General features: G+C 40.8%; 27 protein-coding genes. 8 read left to right on the top strand and 19 right to left on the bottom strand.

Annotated elements, in window-relative coordinates:
- Positions 1 to 266: 266 nt before the first annotated feature.
- A complete protein-coding gene (locus tag GUY17_RS08040) occupies positions 267 to 539 on the top strand; it encodes a hypothetical protein (protein WP_162022812.1) in 273 nt (90 codons plus the stop codon).
- A gap of 60 nt (positions 540 to 599) precedes the next feature.
- On the opposite strand, the gene GUY17_RS08035 is transcribed toward GUY17_RS08040, so the two are convergent.
- From GUY17_RS08035 to GUY17_RS08005, 7 genes are all read right to left on the bottom strand, one after another.
- The gene (locus GUY17_RS08035; protein ID WP_011637860.1) at positions 600 to 932 is read right to left on the bottom strand and encodes a YbaB/EbfC family nucleoid-associated protein; all 333 of its coding nucleotides are present in this window, start codon (positions 930 to 932) and stop codon (positions 600 to 602) included.
- A 143-nt stretch (positions 933 to 1,075) separates the two neighbouring features.
- Positions 1,076 to 3,922: a DNA polymerase III subunit gamma/tau gene (gene dnaX, locus GUY17_RS08030; protein WP_162022811.1), complete on the bottom strand. Its 2,847-nt coding sequence runs from the start codon at positions 3,920 to 3,922 to the stop codon at positions 1,076 to 1,078.
- 150 nt (positions 3,923 to 4,072) lie between these two features.
- Positions 4,073 to 4,624 (bottom strand): adenine phosphoribosyltransferase, encoded by a 552-nt coding sequence (gene apt, locus GUY17_RS08025; protein WP_101088153.1) that lies wholly within the window; start codon positions 4,622 to 4,624, stop codon positions 4,073 to 4,075.
- 134 nt (positions 4,625 to 4,758) lie between these two features.
- On the bottom strand, positions 4,759 to 5,124 hold the full coding sequence (locus tag GUY17_RS08020) for a YbaN family protein (RefSeq protein WP_101088151.1): 366 nt from the start codon (positions 5,122 to 5,124) through the stop codon (positions 4,759 to 4,761).
- Between the two features lie 378 nt (positions 5,125 to 5,502).
- Positions 5,503 to 6,264: a DUF2063 domain-containing protein gene (locus GUY17_RS08015; protein WP_162022810.1), complete on the bottom strand. Its 762-nt coding sequence runs from the start codon at positions 6,262 to 6,264 to the stop codon at positions 5,503 to 5,505.
- On the bottom strand, positions 6,264 to 7,127 hold the full coding sequence (locus GUY17_RS08010) for a DUF692 domain-containing protein (RefSeq protein ID WP_162022809.1): 864 nt from the start codon (positions 7,125 to 7,127) through the stop codon (positions 6,264 to 6,266). The genes GUY17_RS08015 and GUY17_RS08010 overlap by 1 nt, the downstream gene beginning before the upstream one ends.
- A gap of 100 nt (positions 7,128 to 7,227) precedes the next feature.
- On the bottom strand, positions 7,228 to 7,656 hold the full coding sequence (locus GUY17_RS08005; RefSeq protein WP_101088145.1) for a hypothetical protein: 429 nt from the start codon (positions 7,654 to 7,656) through the stop codon (positions 7,228 to 7,230).
- Positions 7,657 to 7,983: 327 nt separating this feature from the next.
- Between GUY17_RS08005 and dusC the strand changes: the two genes are divergently transcribed.
- Complete coding sequence (gene dusC / locus GUY17_RS08000) at positions 7,984 to 8,928, top strand: tRNA dihydrouridine(16) synthase DusC (protein ID WP_101088143.1); 945 nt, start codon at positions 7,984 to 7,986, stop codon at positions 8,926 to 8,928.
- A 235-nt stretch (positions 8,929 to 9,163) separates the two neighbouring features.
- The gene (locus GUY17_RS07995; protein WP_101088141.1) at positions 9,164 to 9,646 is read left to right on the top strand and encodes a TraR/DksA C4-type zinc finger protein; all 483 of its coding nucleotides are present in this window, start codon (positions 9,164 to 9,166) and stop codon (positions 9,644 to 9,646) included.
- Between the two features lie 123 nt (positions 9,647 to 9,769).
- On the opposite strand, the gene GUY17_RS07990 is transcribed toward GUY17_RS07995, so the two are convergent.
- The 12 genes from GUY17_RS07990 to trmJ all read right to left on the bottom strand — a co-directional run bounded on the left by GUY17_RS07990 (position 9,770) and on the right by trmJ (position 21,956).
- Positions 9,770 to 12,298: a TonB-dependent siderophore receptor gene (locus GUY17_RS07990; RefSeq protein WP_101088139.1), complete on the bottom strand. Its 2,529-nt coding sequence runs from the start codon at positions 12,296 to 12,298 to the stop codon at positions 9,770 to 9,772.
- A 788-nt stretch (positions 12,299 to 13,086) separates the two neighbouring features.
- Positions 13,087 to 13,518 carry a nucleoside-diphosphate kinase gene (ndk, locus tag GUY17_RS07985; RefSeq protein ID WP_041413046.1) on the bottom strand — a complete coding sequence of 144 codons (432 nt, stop codon included), beginning with the start codon at positions 13,516 to 13,518 and terminating at the stop codon, positions 13,087 to 13,089.
- Positions 13,519 to 13,682: 164 nt separating this feature from the next.
- Positions 13,683 to 14,579, bottom strand: coding sequence for a 30S ribosomal protein S6--L-glutamate ligase (gene rimK / locus GUY17_RS07980; protein ID WP_101088137.1), 897 nt, complete (start codon positions 14,577 to 14,579; stop codon positions 13,683 to 13,685).
- A 172-nt stretch (positions 14,580 to 14,751) separates the two neighbouring features.
- Positions 14,752 to 15,087 carry an ISC system 2Fe-2S type ferredoxin gene (gene fdx / locus GUY17_RS07975; protein ID WP_101088135.1) on the bottom strand — a complete coding sequence of 112 codons (336 nt, stop codon included), beginning with the start codon at positions 15,085 to 15,087 and terminating at the stop codon, positions 14,752 to 14,754.
- Between the two features lie 8 nt (positions 15,088 to 15,095).
- Positions 15,096 to 16,955, bottom strand: a complete 1,860-nt coding sequence (gene hscA / locus GUY17_RS07970; RefSeq protein ID WP_162022808.1) for a Fe-S protein assembly chaperone HscA — start codon at positions 16,953 to 16,955, stop codon at positions 15,096 to 15,098.
- A gap of 72 nt (positions 16,956 to 17,027) precedes the next feature.
- The gene (hscB, locus tag GUY17_RS07965; RefSeq protein WP_101088130.1) at positions 17,028 to 17,552 is read right to left on the bottom strand and encodes a co-chaperone HscB; all 525 of its coding nucleotides are present in this window, start codon (positions 17,550 to 17,552) and stop codon (positions 17,028 to 17,030) included.
- Positions 17,553 to 17,608: 56 nt separating this feature from the next.
- Positions 17,609 to 17,932: an iron-sulfur cluster assembly protein IscA gene (gene iscA, locus GUY17_RS07960; protein WP_011637876.1), complete on the bottom strand. Its 324-nt coding sequence runs from the start codon at positions 17,930 to 17,932 to the stop codon at positions 17,609 to 17,611.
- Positions 17,933 to 17,946: 14 nt separating this feature from the next.
- Complete coding sequence (iscU, locus tag GUY17_RS07955) at positions 17,947 to 18,330, bottom strand: Fe-S cluster assembly scaffold IscU (protein WP_011637877.1); 384 nt, start codon at positions 18,328 to 18,330, stop codon at positions 17,947 to 17,949.
- Positions 18,331 to 18,402: 72 nt separating this feature from the next.
- Positions 18,403 to 19,617 carry an IscS subfamily cysteine desulfurase gene (locus tag GUY17_RS07950; RefSeq protein WP_101088128.1) on the bottom strand — a complete coding sequence of 405 codons (1,215 nt, stop codon included), beginning with the start codon at positions 19,615 to 19,617 and terminating at the stop codon, positions 18,403 to 18,405.
- Positions 19,618 to 19,699: 82 nt separating this feature from the next.
- Positions 19,700 to 20,161: a Fe-S cluster assembly transcriptional regulator IscR gene (iscR, locus tag GUY17_RS07945; protein ID WP_101088228.1), complete on the bottom strand. Its 462-nt coding sequence runs from the start codon at positions 20,159 to 20,161 to the stop codon at positions 19,700 to 19,702.
- Positions 20,162 to 20,393: 232 nt separating this feature from the next.
- Complete coding sequence (gene cysE / locus GUY17_RS07940) at positions 20,394 to 21,215, bottom strand: serine O-acetyltransferase (protein WP_162022807.1); 822 nt, start codon at positions 21,213 to 21,215, stop codon at positions 20,394 to 20,396.
- Between the two features lie 18 nt (positions 21,216 to 21,233).
- Positions 21,234 to 21,956, bottom strand: coding sequence for a tRNA (cytosine(32)/uridine(32)-2'-O)-methyltransferase TrmJ (gene trmJ, locus GUY17_RS07935; RefSeq protein ID WP_101088126.1), 723 nt, complete (start codon positions 21,954 to 21,956; stop codon positions 21,234 to 21,236).
- Between the two features lie 150 nt (positions 21,957 to 22,106).
- On the opposite strand from trmJ, the gene suhB reads away from it, so the two are divergent.
- The 5 genes from suhB (at position 22,107) to GUY17_RS07910 (ending at position 25,312) form a co-directional block, all read left to right on the top strand.
- A complete protein-coding gene (gene suhB / locus GUY17_RS07930; RefSeq protein ID WP_011637882.1) occupies positions 22,107 to 22,910 on the top strand; it encodes an inositol-1-monophosphatase in 804 nt (267 codons plus the stop codon).
- Between the two features lie 291 nt (positions 22,911 to 23,201).
- Positions 23,202 to 23,606 (top strand): phosphate-starvation-inducible protein PsiE, encoded by a 405-nt coding sequence (locus tag GUY17_RS07925; RefSeq protein ID WP_041413049.1) that lies wholly within the window; start codon positions 23,202 to 23,204, stop codon positions 23,604 to 23,606.
- A gap of 295 nt (positions 23,607 to 23,901) precedes the next feature.
- Complete coding sequence (locus GUY17_RS07920; protein WP_162022806.1) at positions 23,902 to 24,204, top strand: PilZ domain-containing protein; 303 nt, start codon at positions 23,902 to 23,904, stop codon at positions 24,202 to 24,204.
- A 102-nt stretch (positions 24,205 to 24,306) separates the two neighbouring features.
- Entirely contained in the window at positions 24,307 to 24,975 is a 669-nt protein-coding gene (locus GUY17_RS07915; RefSeq protein ID WP_011637885.1) for an AAA family ATPase, read from the top strand.
- Entirely contained in the window at positions 24,962 to 25,312 is a 351-nt protein-coding gene (locus tag GUY17_RS07910) for a replication protein RepA (protein ID WP_101088122.1), read from the top strand. The genes GUY17_RS07915 and GUY17_RS07910 overlap by 14 nt, the downstream gene beginning before the upstream one ends.
- The last annotated feature ends 398 nt before the right edge of the window (positions 25,313 to 25,710 follow it).

Here is a 25,710-nt window from a genome sequence, read left to right as displayed (position 1 = left end):
CAAATATTTTTTACTTTGAGTTAATATTTAAATGCTTTACATAAGGGTAATAGCAAAGTATATGGCTGCATGAACCGACACAAGGTTGGTTAACTAAATAGATTGCTTAGATTGGTCAAACTCATAACTTAATGAGTAAAATAACTAAGTTACAGAATAGAGAACAAATAACTTATTGATTATATTTAGTTTTTATTTTGGCGTATAAATTGCTATAACTAGATGAGTTACTCATGGATTTATAGAATAATATTAAGGACATTATTGTGAAAAAAATCATCATTGTTATTGTTGCAGTTTTATTAGGTTACTTTATTAACCTCAAATTTGTTGAAATCGCATACTCATTAGGTTTCGCTGAATTAAAAAAAGAAACACTATTGATAAATGACCAAAAAATGAAAGTGAAATGTGATTCTTATGCCTTAGGTTTTTTTGATAAAGTTAAACTTGAAAATAAATTTCAGCAATGCATTAATGAGTACCAAGCACAAGGCTATGTAATTATTGACCAACAAGCTGCGATGAAAGCGGTTTAGCGCTGTAAATAAAAAAGCTCAAGCATTATGCTTGAGCTTTTTTATTAATTAACGACATGATTAAAATGGCATTTTCATTCCAGGAGGTAATTGCATACCACCAGTCACTTCGGCCATTTTAGTCTTTTGATTTTCTTCTATACGACGGGCTGCGTCATTACACGCTGCGGCGATAAGATCTTCTAGCATCTCTTTATCGTCTTCCATCAAACTTGGATCAATTTCAACTTTACGCACATTGTGGTTACCTGTCATGGTTACTTTAACCAAGCCAGCACCCGCTTCACCCGTCATTTCTGTGCGTGCAATTTCTTCCTGCACTTTAGCCATTTTGTCTTGCATCATTTGGGCTTGTTTCATTAAATTGCCCATACCGCCTTTTCCACCAAACATAGTCGTCTCTCTCTAATTAAGGTTGTTAGCAAGTCGTCATAATGGCGACAATCTTACTGAAATAAAATCGATTGGCAATATTACAGATACATTTTTGAGATGAAGATATATTCATTTTCTGTAAAACCCCCCTATTTGTGTACTTATGAAGCGCTGATGAGTGCAATATCCTGCGCTATTTGCCCTAGTTGCTCCGATGGATATTCAATCGTGTCACTGTCTAACTGAGCCGATAAGTGCTGGATCATCCACTGAACGTTGTCATCAAGCAAAATAGATTGTTGCGCTTGCGCAATAAGCTCCCGATGAAAACGTTTACGTAACTCAAGTGGTGTTTCTCGTTTTTGCACCACACCAATCTGTATCTCAACTTCAGTTGGTCGCTCAAGGTACTCAGATAACGCTACTTGTAATTGATCGATAGCAGTTTGCGCAGACAAATGTTTCTGGTCTGGTTTTAACACCAATACTATTGGGTTTGACAATGTTGGGCACACGGAGTTCACCCCTAATTGCCTAACCCTTCCGCCAACTGACACATTAGTCATTATTTTATACCAATGTAAATCAACTTCATCGCCTTGAATGCTGTGTGGTTCAAATTTGGCGAGCACATTAGATTGAATCACCGGCTCTGCATTAATGTTTTGCGGATCAGCAGCCAGTGAACGGGTTATTTGTGCGCTGGCCGGTTTTTGATGTTGATGACCAGCTTGCTGACTGACTGAACTCGATGGTTGAAATGTTGCTTCAACTGCTGGTTTAGTCTCTTGATTAATATCTGCAAACGCATTAACGATCTCACCCTCTTTGGGCGCGACCCAAGGAGGCCTATCATAATCGGCCACAACTTTAGACTTGTCTATTCCGTTGAGCGTTACAGATGATGCTTCGTTGGCTGTAGGTGCGCTAAACTCAGCCTGTTCTGACTTATCAGAAGACTCATTAGCGGCCGTTGTTGATGTTGATGCCGCAGCCGCTTTGCTCACTCTAGAACTGATTGTTTTTGTAGACTCTTTTTTGGCAAGTTCTTCTTGTTGCTGTAATACACCAACATCTGCAATGAGAGAATCTCGGCTGGCTAACACTTCATCTAAAAAGTCGTCTAAGTTATCATCTGCGCTAGTGAGGTTTTGACGAGCATTATCACTCATCAAGTCGCTGTTATTGTCAACAAGATGATTAACCGTTTTCGGTTCAGACATCGACTCCGAAGCTTCAGTAACATTGTTAGCTTCAGTTATCTCGTTTGAAACCGAAAACGCAACATATTCGTCATGATCCGAGGGTTGATATTCCATTGACGGATCGTCTGCTTCGTCATAATCCATAAAGGAATAGGCATCAAGTGAGCTCTTATCTGCACTATCACTCGATTGGCTATTTTCTACTGTATTGGTGTCTGCTTTACTCGGCACTAATGTAGGTTGCTCTGCAACCTCTTCAGACTCGGTAATATCATTAGCCAAATTTTCAGTATTGGATTCAACAGTTGCTTCAGTATCAGCATTATGAACAACATCATCAGATGAAGTTGCACTAACAACATCAGCTTCGGCAGCTTTATCGACATCATCATTAATAAGCTGGTCAGACTGCACATCGACACTTTTGGGCGGCAATGAGTTAAACCCTAAGCTTTGTGCTTGGTCCAACAATAAAGCTTGCTCAGCAACCAACGATGGCTCGACAGCGATATCATCGAGAACATCAATATCTTCAACTTCGGGGGTCGGCAACTCTTCAGCCTGAATAGCGGGTACTGCTATCGTTAAATCATTATGCGTTTGAGGCAGAACATCAGGCTTTGGGCCTGTTTCAATGACCTCTTGCGCTGAAGTTGATGAGTGATCAATAACACTTAAATCAATATTAGCCGGTGTCGTTGTTACCCAACGTTTTACTTGTTTCTCGGGCGTAAAGGCTACCGCACGAAGCAGTGCCATTTCCAAGCCCGATTTAGGATCGGGAGCAAAGGGTAAATCTTTACGGCCGTTAAGCAGCATTTGGTAATAAAGCTGTACTTGTTCAGGCGCTAATTGCTGCGCGAATGCCAAAATTTGCTCACTAAACAGCGATTGCTGTGCAGCAGCTGGGGCAAATTGAGTTAAGGTGATTTGATGTAATAATTCTAATAAGCTACGCAATACTTCTTCGGCATCTGCGCCAAATGCCAATACTTTTGCCACTGTTTGCATTAATGGCCCAACATCGGCATCACACAAGGCTTTCAATAACGCGAGCACATGTTGCTCATCAATACTGCCCAACATGGTTTGCACTTGTGTAAGCATCACTTGGCCACTGCCAAACGCTATCGCTTGATCCGTTAAACTGAGCGCATCACGCATACTGCCATTGGCCGCTTTGGCTAATAAACTCAGTGCTTGTAACTCAAATGGTAACTTTTCTTGAGTGATAACATACTCAAGTTGCTTGCTAATTTCGTCCTGCGATAAACTTTTCAAATTGAACTGTAAACAACGAGATAGCACAGTAACCGGCAGTTTGTGCGGATCGGTCGTCGCTAATAAAAACTTAACGTGCTCTGGAGGCTCTTCTAAGGTCTTTAGGAGTGCGTTAAAACTACTACGCGATAACATGTGGACTTCATCGATTAAGTAAACCTTAAAACGACCACGGGATGGGCGATACTGTACATTGTCGAGAAGTTCACGAGTATCATCAACTTTGGTGCGCGAAGCAGCATCGACTTCAATTAAATCGACAAATCGACCTTGGGCAATTTCAATACAACTAGAGCATTCACCGCACGGCGTAGCAGTAACGCCTGTTTCACAATTAAGACCTTTAGCAAACAAACGTGCCAAACTGGTTTTGCCCACGCCGCGCGTACCGGTAAACAGGTAAGCATGATGTAAGCGTTGTTGGCTCAGTGCATTGGTTAATGCCATTAATACATGGGATTGGCCGACCATTTGTTCAAATTTAGCTGGACGCCATTTGCGGGCGAGTACTTGGTAAGACATGAAATTCCCCACAGAGAGCTATCGGGAGTCAATCCCTTTAAAGGGGTTAACAATAACATGCCAAGGGCCGGCATGCTATTGTTGAGCAAGCATTTGATAGAGCAAAATCTAGTTAACTGCTTAATAAAATGGCAGTTTATTTTACTTTACTTACTCGCCGTCAAACTCGCATAAACTTAACACTTCTATTCCCATACCTTGTAAACGCTTCTCGCCACCAATTTCTGGTAATGAGATAACAAATGCAGCATGGCTCACTTCACCGCCTAATTGACGAATAAGTTTTACCGTAGCTTCAATCGTGCCACCGGTGGCTAATAGATCATCAATAACGAGCACTTTATCATTAGCATTAATTGCATCAACATGAATTTCTAAGGTGTCTTTACCGTATTCTAAGTCATAAGTTTGGCTTATGGTTTTACGGGGTAATTTACCCGGTTTACGTACAGGTACAAAACCAACGCCGAGCTCTAACGCAAGTGGGGCACCAAATAAAAAACCACGCGCTTCAGTACCAACCACTTTAGTGAAACCTTTTGATTGATAATGAGCGACTAGAATCGCAATCGTGGCTTTATAAGCTTCTGCATTTTCAAGCAAACTGGTGACGTCACGGAACATGATGCCTGGTATTGGATAATCAGGAATGGTTTTAATGCTCTGCTTAATAAGCGCTAAACTGTCTTGGTTCATCATAATGTAGTTAACTCTATCTGAAAGTGATTACGCAATAAAAAAGTCCACGTCAATGGTGGACTCTGGTAAAAATACTGGTGTGATCTTATGCCCGTTTAATCTCAGTTGCAACAGGCATGCATTAACCAGGCTATTTATTATTCTAACTCTGGGATCCGCCACAAGAAAAATAATAAAACAAGCATCATGCACAACAACATAATTTTCACCCATATTATCGGTACAATCATAATACTAATCGTAAAACTAAGGCCGCTCATTAACATGGCTTTTCGCTTGAGCGATCGGCTCAACGCACGTTTCGATTGCCACTGAGAGATACCTTCAGCAAACCAAGGGTGATTGATTAGCCAATGATGAAGGCGATCGCTAGAACGAGCAAAGCAAAACGCAGCCAATAAAATAAATGGCACTGTAGGTAAAAGAGGCAGTGCAATGCCAATAATGCCTAACACTAGACTGCACAAACCAATAATGAGAAAAAATCCGCGTTTCACTGCCATATGCGCCCTCATACAAACAAAAAAACCACTCTATCCGAGTGGTTTAATAAGACAATATCATGACAGGTTAACCTGAAGTAAGCGTTAAATTAATCCTGTTGCTTTCAACCATGAAAGACTCGCGGGTAATGTTGGAATTAATAAAACCAAAATAAAACCAATAAAATAAAAGATGTTAAACGGGTCTTTAAACGGCTGACTCATGATTATTCCTAGATTAAGGTGATGTTGTGACTGCGATAACTTACGTCTTTCATTTGTTATATTATGCCAACTGCTCAGTTAGCATAGCGGACAATAGACGTGAAGTGGATCACAAAAAGTGGCTTATTTTAGACCTATCTTCACAAAATAAAAACCTTAAATATAATAAGCCTATTATGACTCGATTGATGAAATAACGATGCCCTTTTGGGCGAGTTGTTGCAATAAAGGCAAGCAACCTGACAACAAGGTGTCATTTGGCATTTGTGGATAATGCTCACTTAACCAACTTATAATGGCATCGACTGTTACACCCTGTTGAGAATGAGTCATTTGTTCAATGTAAGCTAACACTTGCGCACTTAATGGTGTCAGCTGTAAAAATGCGACGTCATCATCAGCACCTCTAAATACACAAAAAAAGTTCGCTTGTGCTGTCGGCTCTATAGGCTGGTAGTCAACACTAATATGTTGAACGTCAAAGGCATATTGCGCCACTTTGGCACAAGCTGCTAGGCATAACCTATGTTGGTTTAGTTCGATAGTATTGATCGATTGAGCTGCGGGAGTATCTGGCGCGACAGCGACACATAATTCTAACCATTCATAATGTGCTAACGGCAACATAAAAACAGGATCATATTCTGTCATCTGGTATTCATGTTGTAAAAACGCTAAAAACTCACCGGCTATTTCAACAAATATTGGTGTCTTACTATCGTGGGTGACAAAAAATTGCTGCACTAAAGCCTGCCATTGTTCGTCCTGATATACACTTTTCAGCACCGGAAACGCACTCGACACAAAACCTGCAATATTATTAAAAAATAATTCTCGATAGATTTTCATGCGCCTAGGTTCAATCCCCTCGGGCAATGGCAAACTAGGATCGCGGATATAGTCCATAAATTGTTGTTGTACTTCAATGAAACCCATTATGCCTTCCTCAATATTGACTGCTGCGTTAAGGCATTTTGTTGATACTGATGAATTTGATTAATCTCATTAAGAAGTATGTCTGTTTTAGGAATATTAAAGTCACGCTCAAGCAAGGTCGGGTGCACGCCATGTAATTGGTAACACTGCTGCAATAAGGCCCATACAGGATCGATAATATCCGCACCGTGAGTATCAACCATTAAGTCGGCCTCTTCTTCATAGTGCCCTGCAATATGCAGATAAGCGATTCGTTTGGTAGGCATAGCCGCTAAGTAAGCTGCAGCATCGTATTGATGGTTAATTGAATTAACGTAAATGTTATTTACATCAAGCAGTAATTTGCAGTCGGCCTCTTGCAGCACCGCATTAACAAACTCTTGTTCGGTCATTTGTGCACCTGGCGCCGCATAAAATGACACATTCTCTAAAATAAATGGACGCTCGAGTATGTCTTCGACTTGCTTTATCCGCTTAGCGGTATGGATGACTGCATCATCAGTAAATGGGATTGGCATCAAATCATACATATGGCCAGTCCCTGAGCAATAACTTAAATGCTCTGAATACACTTCTATATTATGCTCATCTAAAAAGCGTTTTATATTTTGTACAAAGTGACTATCAAGCGGTTCAGGACTACCAATGGATAATGAAAGCCCGTGGCAGAAAAAAGCGTGTTGGTCAGTTAATGTTTTAAACTGACGCCCAAACTTGCCGCCTAATGTCATCCAATTTTCAGGCGCCACTTCGAAAAAATTAATGGCAGATGGCACCTGCTGACAAAATTCATCCAGCATTTCACGGCGAAGTCCTAAACCAACACTAGCCTGACCCTGTGCGTTGCGATGCTGAATAGACATAATGCGTCCTTAAAAATAAAAAACAGATAAAACTAAGGCCTGAATCTCAGGCCTTAATTGTGTCAGATAAGCCAAGGCATTATCAAATAGAAGTCATTAATTATTTCTGACCGCCACACTTACCTTCACCACACTTACCTTCTTTGGCTTTCTCAGCAGACTTTTTCATGTCGCCACCACATTTGCCTTCGCCGCACTTACCTTCAACCGCTTTCTCAGCGGATTTTTTCATGTCGCCGCCGCATTTGCCTTCGCCACACTTACCTTCAGCTGCTTTTTCAGCAGACTTCATTTTATCGCCGCCACACTTGCCTTCGCCACATTTACCTTCGGCCGCTTTCTCAGCAGACTTTTTCATGTTCTCGCCGCATTTGCCTTCACCACACTTGCCTTCTCCGCCATCAATTTGATAACCAGAAGTTAATTGTTGAAAACCAAATGGGTTAGCTTCTACTTGAGCAGAAAAGCCTGCAGTCATTACAACAGAACCTAATGCAACCGCTAAAGTAGTTTGTTTGATTGAATTCATAATAATTATCTTCCTATATCTTGATTGTGTATGGTGACCAACATCATTGCCGGCTTGGTTAAAGAGACCTGTAGTAAGTAAATTTTATTGCAAAAAAATTAAAAAAATGTGAAAAATGTCTATTTATTTAACACAAATAGTTGTTAGGCAAGCCTCAAAACTAATGCCATGTATAGTTAACATAAATACAACAAGATCGCTATCAATATGATTATTAGCAAGAATTTGTTTAGTTAATCGACAAAAAAACACGTGTAGCAATTTAGTACTGATATCAAATAATAAACACGCTAAAATAGCGCACTTTTGACTTCAGCAAGGTGTACTGTGCGCGTTATTTTAGCTCCAATGGAAGGTGTGGTTGATGACCATATGCGTGAAATATTATCTGCCATCAATCCATTTGACCTGGTTGTGACTGAATTTGTCAGGGTCGTCAATCAACTCATACCAGATAAAGTGTTCTATAAACTGTGTCCTGAGCTACTCCATCAAGGGCTAACCGCATCTGGAACACCTGTACGTGTTCAGTTATTAGGCCAAGAACCTGAGTGGATGGCACAAAATGCCATAAGAGCTGTAGAACTAGGTTCAAATGGCGTTGATGCTAATTTTGGTTGCCCAGCCAAAACCGTCAATAAAAGCAAAGGCGGCGCAGTATTACTCCAATATCCTGAGAATATTTACAGTATCGTCAAAGCCATGCGCGACGCAGTACCGTCTGAGCATCCTGTTACTGCTAAAATCCGTTTAGGCTACGAAGACAAGTCGTTATTTATGGAAAACGCTTTAGCGGTATATGAGGCTGGCGCTACAGAGCTTGCAATTCATGCTCGTAGTAAAACCGACGGTTATAAACCACCGGCATATTGGGAATACATTACTGAGGTGAGACAGCGCCTGCCTATTCCTGTTATCGCTAACGGAGAGATTTGGAATGCCGCTGATGCTCAGAGATGCATGGATGTCACCGGATGTGACAGTATAATGATTGGCCGAGGAGCTATTTCTTTGCCTAACTTAGGCGATACCATTAAAACCGGCGCGACCCCATTCAGTTGGCAACAAACCCTAAGCTTACTTATGGCCTATACCGATAAAGAACTCAATGGGCGTAAGTCCGATTACTACCCTTCACGGATTAAACAGTGGTTTAGTTACTTGAACCGTCAATATCCCGAAGCAGATACTTTGTTTAGAGAATTACGAATATTCAAAACTACTGAAGAAATCGTTAAGGTTCTACAGCATGCTCATAGATCGCTCATATAAGCTTGCAACAACGCACCAACTATACTATTTCGGATTAAATCAACCTTGGTGAAAATGTGTCATCAAGGTTATAAACCGTATTAATCCTAAGTCATCACAAAATAGCGAAATTATCTTTTTTTGTGTTCAATCAGCTGCGATTAATTAACCATATATATGCGACAATCAATCATAGCTTATCGCTAAGACAGACACATAACGTTGGCTGAGATGAATAAATGATAAATTATTATTCATGTTTTTATCACAGAAATCTTATCGAGAATTGATCTTCGTCATAACGCCTGCTTTATTTGTGCCTAAAATAGATTACCTACATTGGCATAGTCAGTTAAGGTTATCTCAGTTGCACAACACTCAGGACATACAGCAAAAACTTCAACAACTTGAACTTATTTTGAGGCGTGAGTTAATGCTGGTTATCAAGGATTCATTAAAAGCTACTGAAGTTGCTCATATTTCAATGGAAACCCCTCTGGTGAAAGTGATTGATTACCTACCACAAGTCAAACTAATCAATACTGATATTTTTACTAAGTTCATGAAGCTAGATGCTGCTTATTGTCAGCTTGAACTGGGTTTATATGGTCTTTGCTCTGATTGTGAAATGGACATAGAACCGCCCCGCTTAATCGCCGATCCAACAGAACAACGTTGTACCGGTTGTGAACAGAAATTCCGTCGAGAACATCGACATGAATTACGCTTAAATCACTAGATTTCTATATTATTGACATAAAAATCAACGTAATAAAAAGGCCTACAATAATGTAGGCCTTTTTATGTCAGACAATGTAACTGTCACATTGTCTGATGTTTAGCTCAATAACTAAACGGTTATTTAGAACTTAACCGTTACACCACCGTAGTACTGGCGACCAATAGTGTCATACACTTCTGGTACCGTACCACCATCACTACCATTTGATACGCCTGATGGCTCTTCATCAGTGATGTTTTTCACACCAGCGCTTAAGGTAATCATGTCAGTAACATAATAAGTACCGGCTAAGTTGTGATAAAGAATCGAATCAACTTTATCGCCTGTATTTAGATCGTCCATTTCACCAATGTAACGGTTGAAGTAGTTAACACTCCAGCTATCTTGACCGGCTTGAATGCTGAAGTTGTTACGAACTTCTGCATAAGCACCAAAGTTACCATCGATCTTGTTGGTGTAATCATTGTCTTCTTGTTCAAAGTTCAACAAGTAAGTTGTGTCATTGCTGATTTTCCAATCTAACGATAAGGCTTCAAAGTTATAGGCTAAGTTGAAATCTAAACCGCTAGTGTCTTGGCTACCTACGTTTGTTAACGAGTTAGTAAGATTAGACAAATCACCGTTTGCGCCAATGTTAAAGGTTTCACATGCAGCAGCTGAAGCATTAGCAAAACATTCTTCTAAACCAGCTTGAACATCTAAACGAGTGATTGCGTTGGTCACTTTAAAGCGCCAGTAATCAAGTGTTAACGATAGACCTTCAACATAGCTTGGTGAGTAAACTAAACCAGCGGTATAAGAGTCAGACTCTTCAGCTTTTAGATCATCATCAGACGTGTAACGAACTAGAATCTGTGGGTCCTGAGCATTGCCCCATGGATCATCCAAGTAGTCGTAAGAACCAGTGTCACCACCAAATAACTCGCTGATGCTTGGTGCACGGAAACCTGTTGCCGCTACAGTACGAAGCATCAAATCATCACTAGCTTCATAAGTTAGACCTACTTTCCAAGTAGACGCTTTACCGAATGTTGAGTAATCGTCATAACGCAGTGCAAACTCACCGGTTAATTTTTCAGTGAAAGGAACACTGACTTCTTGGAATACAGACAATACATTGTAATCGCCGTCTGTAGCATCTTGCTGTGCAGCAGTACTGTCACCAGCAACTGTTACAGGATCTGGATTGTAAAAACCGCTTTCATAACGGTATTCAGCACCAATAGCGAATGCAACTGCACCAGCACTTACATCAAACAACTCACCATTTAGGCCAGCAGAAACAACATGTTGCTCATTTCCGCCGTCAGCATTATCAGTAAAGCTAATGTCATTAACGATTTCACCTGTTAATGGAACACCTGTGAACCATGCATCTTGGTTAGCATAAACAGATTGCTTAAGATTGGTTGCATTGATTGAGTTCTCAACACTTGAATCAGCCTTGTTTTTGCCATACGTGTAAGCGATATCCCAGTTCATGCCTGTATTGATATCAAGCTCACCCGCTAATGCAGCAGAGATACGGAAAGTATCAGTGTCTTGAGAATAAATACGAGGACCGGCATCGGTAGTACGACGACGATAATTTACACGACCAGTATCATCAGCAGCAATTTCACCGTCTGTCATAGCTTGGTCAAGTGTTATACATGCTGCACCAGCAGCAACACCTGGAGCACCACATACGTTTAACATAACGTCAGCAGGTTGCGGAGCTAATTGCTGATCAGACTTACGCTTAGTGTAAAGAACGTCGCCTGTTAGCACTAAATTATTGTCTAATTCTTGAATCATGTTTGCAAACAAGCTGTAACGCTCGTTTGGTGTTTGGTAATAACTGCTAGTGGTGTAATCATAACCTGTAGAACGAGCTACCCATTCACCAGCGTCATTGCGAACTTTTCCGCCTAATGAACCGGTAGGTAAAAATGAACTTGCACCTGGCTCTGTCCAACTACGATCTGACTGAATAACACTTTCACGCTTTGAATACGCAGCACCAATAGTGTAGTTACCACCATCGGTGTTGAAACCGTATAAACCACTTAACTCGCCAGTTTCACCATCACTTTCACTGGTAGTACTACCGTTAAGATCTAGTTGGAAACCTTCGAAATCTTTCTTCGTGATGATGTTAACAACACCAGCGATAGCATCTGAACCGTATACTGCTGATGCACCATCTTTTAAGATTTCAACACGAGAGATCATCGATACAGGGATAGAGTTCAAATCGACAGAGCTGTCTGCACCTGAACCAGAGTTAACCATACGACGACCATTTAATAACACTAGCGTACGTTGTGAACCCATACCGCGTAAGTCAACTTGAGCAACACCGTCTGAACCGTTGTTTGAACTAGAACCTAGAGCAGCACCAGCCATTGACGTTTGAGCTTGAAGTAGTTGGTCAACTGAAGTGAAACCTTCTGCGCGAATAGCTTCAGCTGAAATGATGGTTACTGGAGAAGCAGTTTCCATGTCTTGACGTTGAATACGAGAACCGGTGACTTCGATTCTTTCAACTTTCTGTTCATCGGCAGCAAATGCTACTGAAGAAAATAAGCCTGTTGTCGCGACACTTGTTGCTGCTACAGCTAATAAACTGCGGCGAATTGCCTTAGCAGTTAATGTGACTGAACTCATGAATAAACTCCCTATAACTTGGAATGAAATAAAACAAGTCGTTATATTTTTAATTATGAATAATTGGTCAGTGCCAATTACTGAAAAACATTATTAATGAATAAAAAACCTTTAGTCAATAAGGGCAACATGTGAACAACATCACATTTAACATGTGGATTGATAATTAATTTGACTTAAACCGATTCATTTAAAATCAATCAGTTACTTAATTTAACGGTAATTATCAAGATTGTTAACATTTTAAATCGCAAATAAAAGCACAAACAAAACACCATTAAAAAACAAATAAATACACCAATAAAAACAAAAACAAAACATTATTAACAATTTAAAAACAATCGATCATTAAATGTATCAAAAATTAATTCTCAATATTTTAAATATAATTGACTATTTGTCGTAAAAATCGTCAGAATGACATTTCAATATTACTGAGTATTTATTCAGAAAATTAACTTGTTAGCATTTTTATAAGCTAATCTATTCAAAATAGCCCTAATATCGGTCCTGACAAGCCCTGTTTATTAAACGGCAAAAAAGCCTGTTTGGTGATATTTAGTATAAGATAAGGAACTTTCTGACGGAGTACAGATACCGTATTTAACACAACATCAACATACTAGGTCGCAATCTTATTGTTAATTAAATATAAAATAGACATGGTGTTTTGACATGGACTTATTAGCGCATTAAAGAAAAAGATTAACTAGCTAAAGTGATAAACCTCTGAAGAGCGAACACAAAAAAGGAGCCGAAGCTCCTTTTTTATCAACTTACAGCAACGATTAACGAGTGCGTGGGCACACTTCGTCAGCGCTGAAGAAGTAAGCAATTTCGCGTGCCGCTGATTCAACTGCATCAGAACCGTGAACTGCGTTTTCGTCGATGCTTGCAGCATAGTCAGCACGTAAGGTGCCACGAGCAGCTTCAGCTGGGTTAGTTGCACCCATGATTTCACGGTTAGCTAGAACAGCGTTTTCGCCTTCTAACACTTGAACCATTACTGGACCAGAAGTCATGAAAGAAACTAAAGCACCAAAGAAAGGACGTGCGCTATGTTCAGCGTAGAAACCTTCAGCTTGTTCTTTAGATAGTTGTACCATTTTAGAAGCAATGATCTTAAGACCAGCTGATTCAAAACGGTTATAAATAGCGCCAATGTGGTTTTTAGCAACTGCATCTGGCTTGATAATAGAAAATGTGCGTTCGATCGCCATAACTAGCTTCCTTAATGTGAGCAAGTTTAAAAAATTCGCGCGGATTATACGTAATTTAGTCATATATTCCTAGCCTTATCCGCTTTTACGGTGATATTTCATCACTAAATTGAGTCATTTTTATTAACATGACCCAATTTCTGCTCTTTGGTAATCGCTAAATCTTATTGTGCTGACTTGATGGACTTGTTGGCATTCTTTTCCATAAAGCCAATAATGGCGTCGGCAACGTCTTTTTGAGTCGCTTTTTCAATGCCTTCTAAACCAGGAGATGAGTTAACTTCCATCACAACCGGACCATGGTTAGAACGTAATAAATCAACCCCAGCAATATTTAACCCCATTGTTTTTGCAGCGCGAAGCGCGACTGATCGCTCCTCCGGAGTTAATTTAACCAAAGTAGCACTACCGCCACGATGTAAATTAGAACGAAACTCACCCGGCTTTGCTTGGCGCTTCATCGCAGCAATCACTTTATCGCCCAGCACAAAACAACGAATATCAGCGCCTTGTGCTTCAGCAATATATTCTTGCACCATAATATTGGCTTTGAGTCCCATAAAGGCCTCAAGCACGCTCTCTGCAGCTTTGCGGGTTTCAGCTAATACCACGCCAATGCCCTGAGTACCTTCTAACAATTTAACCACTAATGGCGCACCGCCGACCATATCAATCAAATCAGGGATATCGCTGGGTTTATTGGCAAAACCAGTGATCGGCAAGCCAATACCTTGACGTGATAACAGCTGCATTGAACGCAATTTATCTCGTGAACGCGCTATTCCAATTGAACCATTAACCGCATACACACCCATCATTTCAAATTGACGTAATACTGCAGAACCGTAGAAGGTCACTGAAGCACCAATACGAGGGATCACCGCATCAAAATGCCCCAGATCTTTACCCGCCATATGAATGCTAGGTTTGGTCATATTGATATTCATATAGCACTTTAATGGATTAATAACTTTGACTTCGTGTCCGCGGGCGACAGCAGCTTCAACTAAGCGTTTAGTAGAATATAATTGCGGGCCTTGAGACAGTATTGCGATGCGCACAGAGTGCTCCAAAATTGGAATTTTCGCGCATCATACGCTGAGTTTATTTAAAATCAATGACTGGAATGACCACAGATAAAAAAAGAGCCAATCTAGCAAGATTGGCTCTTTTTTTTTTGATCAATTACCCGCTATAAATGGGATTATTGATACGTTAATACTTCGGCAAACACTAACCTTCGCTGACCATATTGACTGTGTATTTAGGAATATCGATAATCATATCGCAATCCACCACTTTAGCTTGGCAAGATAAACGACTTTCAGGCTCAAGTCCCCATGCTTTATCTAGCATGTCGTCTTCTAGCTCATCACTTTCGTCAAGCTGTTCAAAACCTTCACGCACAATGACATGGCATGTAGTACAAGCACATGACTTTTCGCACGCATGTTCAATATGAATACCGTTACGCAGCGCAACGTTTAAAATGGTCTCACCCACTTCTGCTTCAAGTACTGCGCCATCTGGACAAAGTTCTTGATGGGGTAAAAATACTAACTGTGGCATCATTTCACCTATATGTTGTCGACCGACTGCCCTTTTAGCGCCGCTCTAATAGAATTATCCATACGTCTTGACGCAAAATCTTGGGTTTTATCATCGAGATTTGCAATCGCTTTTTCAATGGCATCAATATCATCTTGCTGTGCTACGGAATCAAGTTGGGCAATCGCAACGACTAACTCTTCGCGTTCTTGCTCATCTAGAAGCGCTGCATCTTTTGCCAAAGCAGCATTAAGCGATTCGATCACCCGCGCCGCTTCAACTTTTTGTTCAGCCAGCATACGACGAGTAATGTCATCTTTAGCATACTTCATCGAATCTTTTAACATGGTTGCTATTTCAGTATCAGATAAACCAAATGACGGTTTAACTTGAATCGATGTCTTAACCCCGGTGGACTTTTCCATCGCGGTAACACTAAGCAAGCCATCAGCATCCACTTGGAATGTCACCCGGATATGTGCAGCACCTGCCGCTAGAGGCGGAATACCGTGTAAGGTAAAACGGGCCAATGAGCGACAATCATCAACGAGTTCACGCTCACCTTGCACCACATGGAATGCCATGGCCGTTTGACCATCTTTAAACGTGGTAAACTCTTGTGCGCGAGCAACGGGAATAGTGGTATTACGAGTAACCACTTTTTCAACCAGGCCGCCCATGGTTTCAACACCTAGGGATAATGGAATCACATCTAATAGTAACAAATCCGATTCAGGCTTATTACCAACAAGAATATCTGCTTGAATCGCGGCACCAATAGCAACAACACGATCAGGATCGATTGATGTCAATGGTGTCTTTTTGAAAAAAGTTTCAACTTGTTCACGCACCAATGGCACGCGAGTTGAGCCACCGACCATGACGGTTTCAATAACCTCATCCACACTCACGCCAGCATCACGTAAAGTACGACGACAACTGCCGATGGTTTTTTTCACCAACGCGCCAATTAACTCGTTAAGTAAGCTTTTATCGACAATGCAGGTTAATGTCTTTTCAGCCATGACGACAGAAGCTTCAACGCTGTCATTGTCAGTCAACGCTTCTTTAATTCGGCGAGCTTCAATCAGTAATTGACGTGCTAATTGACTGCCTGGTTCTGTTATCTGCCATGCCTGTTGTAAATGGCTCACGAGTAAGTGATCGAAATCATCACCACCCAATGCAGAATCACCACCTGTGGCTAACACTTCAAATACGCCACGGTTTAATCGTAAAACCGAGATATCGAAAGTACCGCCGCCCAAGTCGTAAATGGCAATCACACCTTCTTGCTTTGAATCTAATCCATAAGCAATGGCTGCAGCAGTGGGTTCGTTCAATAAACGTAATACTTTAACACCCAATAATTCAGCAGCATCTTTGGTACCTTGACGTTGTGCATCATCAAAATACGCAGGTACGGTAATCACCACACCTTCTAATTCACCACCTAATGTGGTTTCAGCTCGCGCAATTAAAGGTTTTAAAATTTCGGCAGACACTTGAATAGGATTAACTTGTCCCATCGGCGTAGTAAACACTGGCAAGCCGTTTTCACTCGCGTGTAATGCGTAGGGTAAACGATGTACACCAGACTGAATATCAGTGAGGCTACGTCCCATAAAACGCTTCACAGAAACGATGGTGTTTTGTGGTTCTAAAGCTGATTTGTCTTGAGCTTCATAGCCCACTAACACATTGGTTTCGCCATAATGCACCACAGACGGCAATGAATGACGACCTTGCTCATCAGGCAAAGTTAATGCTTGAGCACTTCTTACCGCAGCAACAAGTGAGTTGGTGGTACCAAGATCAATTCCAACCGCAAGACGATGCTGGTGCGGTGCGGCGCTTTGGCCAGGTTCTGCAATTTGCAACAGTGCCATAGTGTTCCAACTTGTTGTGTTATCGATTAGCCAAGCTAATCATAAATAATAAGGTTTAGAATTTAGGGCCAATTAGTCGAGCAAGCCATCTTCAATACGGGCTAACTCATCATGTAATTTTGCCATAAATTTTAGCTTACGAATTTGATCTGCCGCTAATAAAGCATCTGAACTTTCATCACTAATCAATAGCGTCGCTAGCTTAGTGAATAATGTTGACTCAAATTCAGCAAACGAATCATACAGTTCATCAATTGATGACTGTGGTTCACTACTATCTTTGATGTCTTCAAGTGCTTCACGCCACTCCATTTGCTGCATCAAAAATGCACCATCTTTCAATGTTGTGGTTTCATGACTTAATTCAATTCCGCGCAAGCTCAACATATGTTCAGCACGGCGTAAGGGATTCTTTAACGTTTGATAGCCATCATTAACTTGTGCAGTACGCTGTACTGAAAGGAGCTTTTGTTGCTCGGTATCATTAGCGAATTTATCGGGATGAACCGCCCTTTGCAGGTCGCGATAGCGCTCTGCAAGTAAGGCGGTGTCGATATCAAAGGCAGGTACTACATTAAACAGGTCGAAATAATTCATGGGCAGATATCATGCTTACTGTTTGATATAAAACGGCTTAATTAGGTGAACAATGATTAAACGGTGAAACTTTCACCACAACCACACTCACCCTTTGCGTTAGGGTTATTGAACTGAAAACCTTCGTTTAGGCCTTCTTTGACAAAATCAAGTTCAATACCTTGCAAATAAATGAAGCTTTTTGCATCGATGATGATATTCACACCTTCGATATTATAAAGTTCATCATCGTCATTGAGATCGTCAACGAACTCAATGACGTATGCCATTCCTGAACAACCTGATGTTCTCAACCCAAGGCGCAAGCCGAGGCCTTTCCCGCGATTAGCAAGAAACGATCTAACTCGATCAGCCGCAGCGGGGGTCATTGAAATTGCCATCTTAACTCCAGGTATTACTTAGCTTGTCTGCTTTTGTACTCTTCAATTGCTGCTTTAATGGCATCTTCAGCCAAAATTGAGCAATGAATTTTAACCGGCGGCAATGCTAACTCTTCGGCGATGTCTGCATTCTTAATCGTCGCTGCTTCATCAACGCTTTTGCCTTTGACCCATTCTGTTACTAATGAGCTAGATGCAATTGCGCTACCGCAACCATAGGTTTTGAATTTTGCATCTTCAATAATGCCGTCAGCATTAATTTTAAGTTGCAATTTCATTACATCACCACAGGCGGGTGCACCAACCATACCAGTTACTACTGATGGATCGTTCTTATCAAATGAACCTACGTTACGTGGGTTTTCATAATGATCGATTACTTTTTCGCTATAAGCCATGATACTGCTCCAAAATCTGTGTCGTTATCAGTTTACGATTTAATGGTATTACACTCATTTAATAAGATTAAATTAGTGATGTGCCCATTGGACTTGCTCTAAATCGATACCATCTTTGAACATCTCCCATAATGGAGACATTTCACGTAACTTATCGATAGATTCAGTTATCGTTTTGATAGCGTGGTCAATTTCTTCATCAGTCGTAAAGCGACCAATAGAGAAACGAATCGAGCTATGTGCCATTTCATCATTTAAACCCAAAGCACGTAATACGTAGCTTGGCTCTAAACTTGCTGAAGTACAGGCTGAACCTGAAGAAACCGCTAAGTCTTTCAAGGCCATCATTAACGACTCGCCTTCAACAAAGTTGAAGCTCACGTTAAAAATACCACTATAGCGTTGTTCCATATCACCGTTGATATAGGTTTCTTCAATGTGTTTAATACCGTTCCACAACTTATCGCGTAGATGAGTAATACGTGCGCTATCAGCTGCCATGTCTTGTTTTGCAACAACTGCAGCCTCACCTAAACCAACGATTTGATGTGTTGCTAGTGTGCCACTACGCATACCGCGTTCGTGTCCACCACCGTGCATTTGCGATTCAAGACGAATACGTGGCTTACGGCGAACATATAATGCGCCGATACCTTTTGGTCCATACATTTTATGGCCAGAAATCGAAATCAAATCAACTTTGGTGGTTTGAACGTCAATTGGTATTTTGCCAGCACTTTGTGCCGCATCCATGTGGAAAAAGATGCCTTTTGAACGACATAATTCACCAATTGCGTTGATGTCATGGATAACACCAATCTCGTTGTTAACGTGCATAATGCTGACTAAAATAGTGTCATCACGCATCGCCGCTTCTAAGCGTTCCATTGGGATAATGCCGTTAGCATCGGGAACAAGATAAGTGACTTCATAACCTTCACGTTCTAACTGACGGCACGTGTCTAACGTTGCTTTATGTTCAGTTTTACTGGTGATGATGTGCTTGCCCTTTTTATGATAAAAATGGGCAATACCTTTAATCGCAAGGTTACTTGACTCTGTCGCACCTGATGTGAAAACAATTTCACGGTGATCAGCATTAATTAAATCGGCAACTTGATTACGGGCGACATCAACCGCCTCTTCTGCTTGCCAACCATAACGATGTGAACGCGATGCTGGATTACCAAACACACCGTCCATTGTCATGTGTTGCATCATTTTTTCTGCGACACGCGGATCTACAGGGGTTGTTGCGGCATAATCTAAATAGATAGGAAGCTTCATAACACACTCCGTACTTAGCAGTCTCAGATGAGGCTACATACAACGTACAAATAATAATTATATATCAATCAACATAGCTGAGTTACAAACTCACTCTATGTTCCTTTTGTATTTCATCTTGCTTTAACGAGATAAATCTTACATCTCGCTTTTGCATTAAACCTGCAAGAGAAATACTGTTTAAAAAATCTGAAATTTGTTTACTTAAGTCACCCCATAAAGAATGGGTTAGGCAACGAGTACCGCTTTGGCAGTTACCTTTTCCTTGACAACGAGTGGCATCTACAGATTCATCAACAGCATGCACGACCATGCCAACTGAGATATCGACGGCTTCTAAACCTAATCGATAACCACCACCGGGTCCGCGGACACTCGACACTAGACCATGTTTACGTAACTTAGCGAAGAGTTGTTCAAGATAAGACAAAGAGATACCTTGTCTTTCAGAAATATCGGCTAAAGGTACAGGACCAGTAGCAGAGTGAATCGCAACATCCAGCATAGCTGTCACTGCATAGCGACCTTTTGATGTAAGTTTCATAACTTGTACTGCTCCCAAAAAGTATGCAGTAATTTCAACATACCCGAGTAATTTAGTCAAGTATTAATCCTACTAAAACACTCGGGTATTATGGCATTGCTTATAACCAAAAGGTCCATGTTTTCGCAGGGCGTATTTAACCTTTTTATCTTGTAAGATTCAATGCCGACAAGGAAATTAATCGTATTATCGGCCATTTCTTTGACTTGAATCTACAATGACTTACGGATTATTAAATACTCGGGTCGAACTTATCAATGTCATGTTTACGATTAGTGGCCGCTTCTCGAGAAGCTTCATCGAATGCATCAACGGTTAACTCTGGCAACTTTTTAGTACAGACTTCACCGCCCATTTGTTGAATGGCATTACACAGTTCTTGTACTTTAGAGTCCATCAAATGCATATGGTCAAGCATTTGCCCAATCGCATTAGCGACCGGATCTGGATTGTCTGGTGACACAGCGTACGCATCAAAACCGTACTTTTTGGCCATTTCGGTGCGACGTTCAGTTTTTTCTTTTGACTGGTTGGTCGGCGAAGCCACTACACGTCCAGGAATACCTACGACGGTATGATCGCTTGCGACATCTTTAACAACCACAGAATTAGAGCCAACACGTGCACCATCATGCATAGTGATAGGTCCAAGTACTTTGGCCCCTGCACCAATAACTACATTATTACCTAATGTAGGATGACGTTTGCCTGGCTGCCAGGTGGTCCCACCCAAAGTAACGCTATGATAAAGTGTGCAATCATCACCGATTTCAGCGGTTTCACCAATAACGACACCCATACCATGGTCAATAAAAAAACGTCGACCAATCGTCGCGCCAGGATGAATTTCAACACCCGTTAACCAACGCGAAAATGTTGATAAACAACGCGCAGTAAAGCGCCAGTTGGCAAGCCAGAGTTTATGACTAATACGGTGGATCCAAATCGCGTGCATACCGGGATAATTAAATATTATCTCTAAGGTACTGTTTGCGGCTGGATCTCGATGATATATCGATTCAATGTCTTCTTTTAGTCTATCGATGATGCCCATGGTATGTTCCTTTACTGCTTAATCTTGTTTATCCATTTTCTTATCAATGGAAGTCAAAATACCACGAAGAATATTCATCTCTGGTGCTTCAATACGTGCACGAGTGTATAAACGACGAAGTTTAGTCATCACTTGTCCAGGATGATTCTTAATCACAAACCCTGTTTTAGACAACGTCGACTCTAAATGGACAAAGAAACGTTCTAGCTCAGAGGTTAATGGATATTCATCCGTTACAGCGGGTGTTTCTGTTTGCGCTAGATGGGCAACTCGAGTTTCATAACAAATAATTTGTACTGCTTGAGCCAAGTTTAGCGAGCTATATTCTGGGTTTGCCGGAATAGCTACATGGTAAGTACATTTTTGTAACTCTTCATTACTTAAGCCATGATTCTCTCGACCAAAAACAATAGCAACTGGGCCATTTAAGCTTTCTTTAGTGAGTTTCAAACCCGCTTCACGAGGATCAAGCATCGGCCAATCAAGAGTACGGCTGCGTGCACTCGTGGCAATGACTAGACTACAATCGGCTATGGCTTCTTCTAACGAATCAACTCGCGTAAGGTTTTTCAGAATGTCTGACGCACCAGCAGCTAGTGCTATCGATTGCCCATCAGGCTCTGTTCTTGGCTCTGCAAGATATAAATTTGATAAGCCCATGGTTTTCATCGCTCTAGCAGTAGAGCCAATATTACCAGGGTGTGAGGTACCAACTAAAACAACACGAATATTACTGAGCATGTAGCACTTTCTTTTAGCTAAAAATATTATCCGTATATTATCACAATCGTTAAAAATTACGTTATATGAAAATCTGCATTTGATATAACTGTCAAATTAAGTATAATGCGGGCGCTATTTTACTCGTTCTTTAACATCCAGGGGATTGCAATGCATCCGATGCTGACTATTGCCACGCGCGCTGCTCGCGCCGCGGGCCAAACTATTATGCGCGCCTATACTGAACTTGACCGTGTTGAGGTAAGCAGTAAAGGTATTAATGATTTTGTGACTAGTGTAGACAAGGAAGTAGAAGCAACTATTACATATCAAATTCGTAAATCTTATCCAGACCACACCATTATTGGTGAAGAAAACGGTGAAAACCGTGGTACTGATAAAGACTACATTTGGATTGTTGATCCTTTGGATGGCACTAACAACTTCGTTCGTGGTATTCCTCACTTCGCGGTATCTATCGCATTACAATATAAAGGCAAAATTGAAGTTGCCGTTATTTACGATCCTGTCCGTGAAGAATTATTTTCAGCGATTCGCGGCAAAGGCGCTAAGCTCAATGATTTCCGTTTACGTGTAACCAACGTAAATGATTTGAGCAGCACCATGATTGGCACCGGTTTCCCATTCAAAGCACGTCAACACACTGAAAGCTATATGGCTATTTTGGGTGAAGTATTCCCATTATGTGCTGATATCCGTCGTGGTGGTTCTGCTGCATTAGATTTAGCTTACGTCGCTGCAGGCCGTTTAGATGGTTTCTTTGAAATTGGTCTTAAGCCGTGGGACATTGCTGCGGGCGACTTAATTTGTCGTGAAGCTGGCGGTACTGTTACTGACTTTATGGGCGGACACAACTATATGGTTTCAGGAAACATTGTGGCTGGTAGTCCAAAAGTGACCACGCAATTAGTTAAAACTATGCGTCCCCTACTAAATGAAGGTTTAAAACGTTAATCGTTTACCTTTATTTAGACAAACCGCTAGAGCATCGCTTTAGCGGTTTTTTTATGTCTATTGAATGGCATGACTCTAGCCTCGTGAAGGATTAATCTGAGCCTAGTAAAGATAAAACGCTAACTAATGACTCATAACGGCGTAAATCATACTATATCGATATTGAGTGGAGAGTATATTAACCACTTATTCTGCAAACCACAGTTTATCTCAAAAAATCGACCCAGATCACTGGGAAATTATGCGGAAGTCGTCAATAATAGTGTTTTGATTTTATTAATGAAGATGACTATGCCATTACTGCGAAAAGTAGGACTAAAATCCTTAAAAAATATCGAACATTTAGTATTATTAATTATCGCACTGGCAACGGTATTTGCTATTGGTGAAGAAATTCTCCACATGATTGCCATTCGAACCGTCGAGCTGGCCGATTTACTATTACTGTTTATTTATCTTGAAGTTTTAGCGATGGTCGTTAATTATATTGAGTCCGGTAAATTACCTATTCGTATGCCGCTTTATATTGCAATTGTTGCATTGGCTCGATACTTGATTTTAGACATGAAAGGCATGGAAGATTGGCGTATTTTAGCCATTTCACTGTCGACAATTTTACTGGCTGGCACGGTAATTGTGATTCGTTGGGGTCAGTTGAAAATGCCTTACCCTAAAAACCAAGACTACGATAATTAATCACCTTAACTGCCACTCAACATACCGAGTATCGATGACTCAGCATTATAATGATAATTTTGTCTTGCTTAACAAAGCAGTTATGCTAAAAATTACTAACAGCATAAAAAGGTAAATGTATAAGTCGATGTAAAACGTTAACACTCAGCACTGAATGTTAACGACAACAATAATGAGCTAAACAATAGAATGTTGTAAGGCTAGCGGTAATTAGGCATCTATAGTCTTGATGATGAATTATCGCCAAACAACAGTTCAAGATGCCGATAGACGGATCATTTCAAGGAGAAACAGGATGGGCCAAGAGCCAACAGGATTCGAAGAAAAACGCGGTTCGTTACGTGTAGATATGGAAGCTGAGCGGATCCGCCTAGATTGGATTAATACTCATGGTGAATCATGTGTCGACCATGGTATCTGCATCGATCTTGCTCGCAAAGGGGTATTATTTGACTTTAAAACCTCTTTTAAAGTGGGTGATTTGATAGCCTTAACGTTCAATGAAAACACCGATAAACAAAATACCATTAAAGGCCAAGTTTGCCGTTGCACCGAATGCTCACCTCATAGTTACCATATTGCTTTACAGCTAATTTAATTGATTATTTTCATGCAGTCCTTTATGGCTGCTCTATACTCAAGATAAAATACTAATCGATATTTTCGGTGCTACAAAGCGCCTAGCATCAAGGATCACAACATGATATTGCTGGTTGGTGGAGAAAAAGGTGGCAGTGGCAAAAGCTGTTTAGCACAAAATATTGCTGTACATATTAGCCAAAAACACGATGCAAATGTACTTATGGTTGACTGCGATCCGCAACGAACCACATCCGACTGGATCCAAGCTCGTAATAATGACCCCAGCCTAAAAGCCATCAATTGTATTCAGCTTTATGGAAAAATCCGTAATGATCTACTGAGTCTTAATGATCGGTTTGACTATGTCATTGTTGATTGTGGTGGCCAGGATAATCTAGCAATGCGAGCTGCCATGTCTGTCGCAACCTATGTTGTTATCCCACTTCGTCCTAAGCGACGCGATCTTAAAACCTTACCTCATATGGAAGACATGCTCAGTACTTGTAAAATGGTCAATCCTAAAATGATTGCCGCCATTGTGATAACACAATGCCCTGCACTGCCATCTCAAGGTAAACGGATTTTAGAAGCTAAGGAAGTGGTTGAGTCTTTTGGTTTACGCGCACTCAATTCAGTGACGTTTAGTCGTAACATCTATGATGACAGCGAAGAAAGCGGTTCTTCAGTGCTTGAAATCGATCCTAGCGGTAAAGCGGCAGATGAAATTAGAGCCATTGCCGATGAGCTTTTTGCCATTCCACCAGAAAATAGTTATGAGTTTAACTGATCTTAAGCGCAAGAAACCCAAAGATACCCGAGTAAAGGTATCTGTAGACGACTTTATCGAAGATGCTAATAATTATGCGTTAGGTCTTGGGGCATCGCATGGTCAACCCGATATCACTTCAACAACTCAAGAGTTCTTAAAAGGGCTCGATAAAAAAAGCACTAAAATTTATCGTCATGCCACTTTCACACTGACCGAAAAAAGCATTTCACAATTGGATGAGATAGCCAAAACCAGCAAAGTTGCCAAATCCAAAATTCTCAGAATACTCATTGATGAGTTTTATCAGCAAAGTAGTGTGAAACAATCTGATTTATTGCGTAAAACATCACGTTAACAGCAACAGTTTTTGGTTAATATCTTCAGAATATACTGGCATAGATGCGGTCCTGTGATGCACCAAATACCCAAGTTATAGCGTATTATCGATTGTGAGCAATGATATGTTTAGACAACTCATCATGGTCGACTCATCATGGTCGACTCATTAGTCGTGACAAAACGTGATAGTTCAGCGATGCATCGAAATACAATATCCCGGTTCTAAAACAACCTTAGTTGATAACCTATTATTACTGTTGATAGCTTTTTAACAATAGACTGAAATTGAAATAGTATGGTTTTATATTACACTCACATTTTGAAAACCAGATGCTGAGAACTAGACTTGACTAACCTGTTAATACACGCTCACAAGAGTCAATAATATATCCACCACAATTTGACTGCGTTTAA

This window comes from Shewanella sp. Arc9-LZ, from assembly GCF_010092445.1.
GTDB lineage: Bacteria > Pseudomonadota > Gammaproteobacteria > Enterobacterales > Shewanellaceae > Shewanella.
This window is presented reverse-complemented; position numbering and strand designations above follow the sequence as displayed.